This window comes from Mesorhizobium calcicola (genome assembly GCF_042682105.1).
GTDB classification, from domain to species: Bacteria; Pseudomonadota; Alphaproteobacteria; order Rhizobiales; family Rhizobiaceae; genus Mesorhizobium; species Mesorhizobium calcicola.
In genome coordinates this window covers 89,518-95,713 of sequence record NZ_JBHUGY010000039.1, presented here as the reverse complement: position 1 = coordinate 95,713, position 6,196 = coordinate 89,518, and the positions used below count along the sequence as shown (strand labels likewise).

5 protein-coding genes and 3 pseudogenes are annotated in these 6,196 nt (G+C 60.5%); 1 reads left to right on the top strand and 7 read right to left on the bottom strand.

What is annotated here, in order from left to right:
- The 5 genes and pseudogenes from ACFSQT_RS26320 to ACFSQT_RS26300 form a co-directional block, all read right to left on the bottom strand.
- Positions 1-336, bottom strand: a pseudogene (locus ACFSQT_RS26320) (ASKHA domain-containing protein); the annotation flags it as partial.
- Between the two features lie 1,810 nt (positions 337-2,146).
- Positions 2,147-2,355, bottom strand: a pseudogene (locus ACFSQT_RS26315) (JAB domain-containing protein); the annotation flags it as partial.
- A 475-nt stretch (positions 2,356-2,830) separates the two neighbouring features.
- Positions 2,831-3,115, bottom strand: a complete 285-nt coding sequence (locus ACFSQT_RS26310) for a hypothetical protein (RefSeq protein WP_379023631.1) — start codon at positions 3,113-3,115, stop codon at positions 2,831-2,833.
- Between the two features lie 10 nt (positions 3,116-3,125).
- Complete coding sequence (locus tag ACFSQT_RS26305) at positions 3,126-3,395, bottom strand: hypothetical protein (RefSeq protein ID WP_379023629.1); 270 nt, start codon at positions 3,393-3,395, stop codon at positions 3,126-3,128.
- A 119-nt stretch (positions 3,396-3,514) separates the two neighbouring features.
- Complete coding sequence (locus ACFSQT_RS26300) at positions 3,515-4,480, bottom strand: IS1595 family transposase (RefSeq protein WP_379023627.1); 966 nt, start codon at positions 4,478-4,480, stop codon at positions 3,515-3,517.
- Positions 4,481-4,584: 104 nt separating this feature from the next.
- Between ACFSQT_RS26300 and ACFSQT_RS26295 the strand changes: the two genes are divergently transcribed.
- Positions 4,585-4,899 (top strand): DUF6471 domain-containing protein, encoded by a 315-nt coding sequence (locus tag ACFSQT_RS26295; protein ID WP_379023625.1) that lies wholly within the window; start codon positions 4,585-4,587, stop codon positions 4,897-4,899.
- Here the strand turns inward: ACFSQT_RS26295 and ACFSQT_RS26290 are convergent.
- On the bottom strand, positions 4,810-5,586 hold the full coding sequence (locus ACFSQT_RS26290) for a hypothetical protein (protein WP_379023623.1): 777 nt from the start codon (positions 5,584-5,586) through the stop codon (positions 4,810-4,812). The two genes, ACFSQT_RS26295 and ACFSQT_RS26290, sit on opposite strands and share 90 nt — an antisense overlap.
- 133 nt (positions 5,587-5,719) lie before the next feature.
- Positions 5,720-6,181 (bottom strand): annotated as a pseudogene (locus tag ACFSQT_RS26285) (UPF0758 domain-containing protein); the annotation flags it as partial.
- Positions 6,182-6,196: the final 15 nt, after the last annotated feature.

Sequence of the window (6,196 nt, the reverse complement as noted above, 5' to 3'; positions counted from 1 at the left end):
GCCGTCCGACAGTTTCGGAACGGATCGACCTTGCTTGGGCAGCGCCATCGCGTAGACGAAATGCTCCTGGAATTTTGGCTCCAGCGCGGTCTCGATCTTCTCGATCTTGCTGACCGTGTCTCGATCTCGCGGCGGTAGCCGCGGTTGAGCAGCGCCATGCGGCGCTGCCGGCGCCGGCGCGTTGCGACAGCCGAGAACCTGGTCGCGGTCGCAATCGGGATCAGGCCAGCCCCATGCGTATTTCGGATCGTATGAAGGAGCCTGAAGGCGCCGGCGCGAATGGATGCTGGTCGACAGGTCGGTGAGCGGCTTTTCCATCAACAGCTGGTGCGGCATAGAAGCGCTGCCTTGCGAGCTGGATGGCGCGTACGTCGTCGGGTGATGGTGATCTTCGGTGCGCGTTCCTTCAGCATGTAGGAGTAAGTGCGGCTATGGCGAGTGACGCGCGGCGAGCGCGCGCGCAAGCCGACCATCGATGACGCCGTCTCGGAGATGAGCCGCGAGATACATCTCGCGACGACCTCGAAGATGCCGGAGCCGCAGTATGCCGGTGACACGGTGCCTGCACGCTGTCGCGAGAAGCCCGCTCGTCGACCACAGTTCCGAGCCGATGACGCGATACTTCGGCTCCAGCGTGTCGGGTCGACTAGCGCACGTTAGCCGCTCGATGGCGCCAGGTGGCGGTCACGCTGGCCACCGGAGAGTACAACCGCGCCCTCGAAGCCGGGCCGGTGGAGAGAAGCAGCCAGCGACCCGCGCACGGTTGTCCGAGAGCACGATCTCGCATTGGTGCCGACGTCGACGATCAGCATCATCTCGTCCTGGCGCGATGCGCTTCGACACGCGTACCGCTGCGGCATCGCGCCGACGTGCCGGCGATGCATAGGCAGCATGTAGAGCCGTAGCGGCCCTGATTGAGCTTCAGGCCGTATGTCGGACGCACCTTGATGTGCACGGCACACGAATACGGTGCTGGTCAGTTGCAATAGGTGCGCGCCGCAAGCTCGGTCCGGATCGATGCCGAGGAAGGCAGCTGGTGTCATGATCGGATTGCGACGAAGACGGATCCAGATGTGTGTGGCGCGTGGACATTGCCTTCGGCGCCGACCTGTCGGACAGACCGGAGATCGCTTCGCGCACGAAGGCGACCGTCATGCCTCGCGGCACACCACTCCGGAGTCATCATCACATAGGAGACGCGGCTGCATCAGATCCTCGCACGAAGCGATCTGCGGATTGGAGGTGCAGGAAGAAGCGGCGACGCGGCCGACAGCAGCGACACCAGAGATGCATGGCGAGGTGGTCGGAGCCGATATCTGCAGCAAGCCCATATGCCTCGTTCTTGAGGCCCGGCACAGTGCACGACGCGCGCGGATCTCGCTGTCGGCATCCTTGATAGATGGCGGCTGTAGCGCGGTCCAGTTGCCCTTGGTCGCAAGATGCCTGCACCGGCGGCAGCAGATACAAATCGAAAGCGCGGCTTTCGAGACCCACGTCTGTGCATACCAGGGCGATCTTCAGCGGTCGAGATCGCCTGCAGGATTGTGCATGTCCGGCTCTTCGATCTCGACATAGCACATGCGGATGCGCCGCTCGCGGGCGATCACCTGTGTGCGGCATCCTTGCAGGATGGTCTGTCGCGTTGATGACCGTGTCCTGCGGCACGTCCTGATGACGAGATCGCCGAGGATTGCGCCGAACCGGACAGGCGGCAGCCGCACGGGCAGGCCGCGGACGCGCTCCTAGCGTCTTCCTTGGCGCCCTTGGGAGTAGTATGTGGTCGTTGGAGGAGGACGATCTTGTGTGCTGGCGACAATTGCCTTCCTGCACTCGAGCTGGCAGCGCCCGCATGTGGTGGCACGTCCGCCGCAATGCGCTTTCGACATAGACGCCGGAAGCTGGCGCGTCGAGCATCCCGCACCGGCGTGCCGACCGGAAACCGTGCCCGCGCGTGCCCGAAGGCTATGAACAGCACAGCGGATCGTGATGTGACGGTTGTGAATTCACGATGCGGCGCTTATCCCCTGAGCCACCACACCGGGCTTCACGCATGGGGCGCGACGGCGGCGGCCACCATTGTTGGCGCTTCACCCCGGCGCGTTGACGCTGGCGTGGTGCGGCGACCGCCTGGCCGCCTTCGTGCCGGCTATATCTCGATGTCGGCGCGCAGCGACGGTGCGTCGGTCGCCTGACGATGATGTGCACCAGAATGATCGCGGTCGCCGAGAGGTCGAGCGCGCGCTTGATCACCTCGCGCGGGTAGACAGGCGTGTGGTCGACGGTGCCGACCTGCTGCACCTCATCGGCGATCAGCGCGTTCTTCTTGTCGAGGAACAGGATGCGGAACTGCGGTCTTATGTAGCAAACGCACCAACTTCCCGCGCGCTCTTTTGAGTGGGTTCCCATAAAATCCGTGGGATGCCAAGAGTAGCGCCGACTGTCCGCTCCACCCGATACCAGCACGCCATCAACACGCTTGTTGCCAAGCGGGCCGAGATATCCGGCCTAATCCGCTTCAAGGGTGCGGACCTGGCTCACCACCTCCAGCACATAGACGCGGTGCTTCTAATCCTTGGCTACAAGGGCGACCCGTCCCAAATCGTGCCGCTGCGACGGAAGCCGAATCGGTTCCGCAAGGGCGAGCTTTACCGGCTAATTCTGAAGTGCGAGGCGGAAGGCAGCAAGGCCAACAAAGAGACGGCCCAGCGAATTGTTCAAATGAAGGGCTGGGAGCCGTCGCTGGTCGAACGGATCAGGCAGTGCGTCAATACTGCCAAGGTCCGGCGAAGGCGGAAGGCCAGAGGCCTGCTAAGCGACGCGAAAAGCCCATCTATTCTGCAAACGGGTTGTTATCGCCCGGATCGACCGAAAACCACGGCGAAGTGATTTCCAGCCGGCGATCAAGGTATCCGACCATCGAAGGGGTCAGATGGTCGGTTTGGTCCATTCCGACGACGACGACCGATTTACCGGACGGAACTTTGATCTTGCTGACGGCATGGGCCTTGCCCGAACTGTCAGCGGCGGTGCCGCTTTGACACGTGGCACCGTGATCTTGTCGCGCTTGTCCAATGTAGTCGGCAAGGCGCGGATGGCCTCCGAAAGGGTAGGCCATCTGCGAAACCTTATGCTGCTAGCGCCAGTTCGTATTCGCCGGCGTTGGAGCCCATCGGCGTAAAATTACCCGATTTCCGGTCCCACATACGCTGGAAGTGTTCGGGTGCTGGCCCAATGTGATCAAGCCCGCCGTCTTCACATTCTAACCGTACGGCTACCTCCAAACGACCGCAGAGGTCGTCTAGGGTCTCGGCCTGCACACAGATATCGTGTTCCAGTCCCTGCGCAAGCCACACGCCGTGATCCTGATAGCAGATCACTCGCAGTTTCTGATTCATGGTATTCTCCGGTGGTTGGACGGGTTAAGTCCAACGCCAGCATATAGAGGTTACTGGCGTAGTTGCAATACGCCATCAGGCGTATAGCTCCTTGTACCACGGTCTAGCTTGCGCGAGGGTTAAGCACTTTCACGCTGCCAATACCCAGCCCACACCCGCGACACCGGATGATTGAGCGCTCCGCCAAGGATGGCGAAGGCGTTACCGCCGTTTGAGCGGCGACGGTGATCTTCCAGCCAAGCGGCATGGTTCGCGTACTGATAGAGGTACTTGTGCGAAACGTGGTGGTGCTGGCCGACGACCATGCGGCGAAGGCGGCTGAAATAGCTTTCGACCATGTTGGTGTGCTTGCCGTGGCCGTCGCTGTAGCTTTCCGAGTGGTTGATGCGGGTCGAAGCGTAATCAACTTCCAAGGCGTCCCAATGATTGGCTTCGTCGGCGAACAGCTTTGATCCGGCCAGCATCCGAGCGCGGGCGATCTCGACGCCTTCGGCTTCACGGTTGCGGACAAAGGTTAGGGTGCGGCCAGCGCGCTCACGCAGGGCGATGACGACGCGGCGACGGTCTGACTGGTGTTCCTTCATGCGACGGTCCTTGCGGTCCTCTACGCGGTTCTCAGGGCGCACCACACCTCCGAAAAATGCACCGTCGATTTCGATTTCGCCTTCCAGGATTTCGTTCTTGGTTTCAGCCGACAGGGCTTCGCGCAGCTTGTGCGACAGCACGAAGGCGGTCTTGTACTGGACGTCCAAATCGCGGGAGAACTGGACCGACGACATGCCCTTGGAGCCGTTCACAAACAGGCAGATCGCCGCCAGCAAATCGGTGAACGACAGCTTGCGCGAAGCGAAGATAGAGCCTGACGTGACAGAGAACTGCGCACCGCAAGCGGCACACTTGAATTTGCGACGGGTCGGAATGTCGTAATGATCCAGGCACCCGCATTTCGGGCAAACAGGCTCGCCTTGCGTCGAAGCCCAACGAAGGCGCTTGAACGTGTCGTAAGCCTTTTCCTCGCCACCCTTGTAAATCTCCTTGAGAGATAGGGTGCGGCTTTCGGCGGAAAGGAGGAAGTGCTGGGTCATGACGTACTGTTTCCGTTACCTAAGTAACGAATGTAGTACGTTGACGTATCCCATACAAGGGCATATGTATCGATTTCGATACATTTTCCTGCAAAGGCGATACCATGGCGGAAAAGACGGACTACGAAGCCCTAGCGGCTAACCTCCTGAAAGCCGAATTGAAGCGGAAGGGTGTGACCTATTCGCAGCTCGTAGAAAAGCTGAATGCGATTGGCGTTGACGAGAAGGAAGTGAACGTGCGGAATAAGCTCTCTAGGGGCAAGTTTACAGCCGCCTTTCTCCTGCAATGCCTTACGGCTTTAGGGACCAAGAGCCTAATGTTGGGGGGGCTAGGCTTTGTCGTGAAACTTTTTCTGATCCCTGAGCATGCCAAGTGTATAGTCTCTATTGTTGTCAGAAGTAGAGATTGCGTTCTCTAGGAACGTTTTCAGGGCTTCGCGTTTTCGATCCGCAATCGCATATTCACGATAGATCATTGGATGGATGCCGTCTGGCAGTTTTGCCGTGCGCAATTCAACATCGGCCAGATAGAGCGCATCCGCCATCGCGACCGAAAATTCACCCCACCATCGGGTGCCGTTCAATGCCGCGCCAGTCTCACTTTCGTGACCCTTCAGGCCGTTTGCAATCCGTAGCAAGGCGTCATCGCTGTCACCGCTGGATCGTTCCGGAAGCGCCTTATAAGCCTTCCACAGTGCTCTATGCGTCCCTTCATCCGTCGCGCTTACAAGCAACAGAAAGATCGACCTGTCTATTCTGCGAAGCGTTTCATCCCTAGCGCTTTCACGCGCTTCGGCCCGACCATTCGCTTCGCTTGATTGGGGAGTGCGGGTTCCAGATCGAATGCTGCGGATGCCACGCCAAGCCGCAGTTACACTCACGATAACCCCGCACACCAAAATTATGGCCGCGACAACGGCCAGTATCCATCCCGACCGGCCATACCCATTGATCCACGATGCCGCATCGTAGAGGACTGATCCAACTGCGGTCAGCACTGCGGCCACCGCAGCAACCACAAGCCAGAAAGTTGGAGAGGTCGTCGCCAAAGCCCATAGCGACACAATCCACTCGAATTCTCGAATCTTTCTGTAAAGCCACCCCATCCCGACAGACTAGCAGGTAGGAAGCGCCGGCAAAAGACAGCGGCCCATGCCGCTTGCGCCCACACGGCGCGCCGCCTAGCTCACGGTCCCCTCCTTTGGTCGTCGGGGTTTGGTGCGTTTGCTACATAAGACCGCGGAACTGCTCGCGCTCCTCGAACGCCATTGCCGAGCGGCAATAGTCGAGAAGCTGCGTCCATGAGGAGAGGATCTCGCGGCCGCGGACCTCGCCGCGCGCCATGCGCTGCGCGGTCGCCGCGACGACCTTCAGGTCGAGCGCCACCGCCGGGCCGATGCCCTTGACCTCCTGCAGCAGGCCGAGCGGAGCACCGAGCACTTCGGCCAGCGTGCCAAAGCGTGCCAGCAGCGCCTTGGCGACTGGTTTGGTGTCGGCGCGGGGGATCAGACGGAAGAGCAGAAGTTCCAGCAATTCGTAGTCGGGCAGGGCGTCCGAACCGGCCGAGGCAAAGCGCTCGCGCAAGCGGTCGCGATGGCCGAGATAGTGCGGTTTTTCCTCGAGCGGCTTGGCCTTCGCCGCCGGCCGCATCGGCACTTCGGAAAAGAAGCCTCGCTCGTCGTCGTCGCTTCCTGTCCCCACAACCCCGCTCCGCAT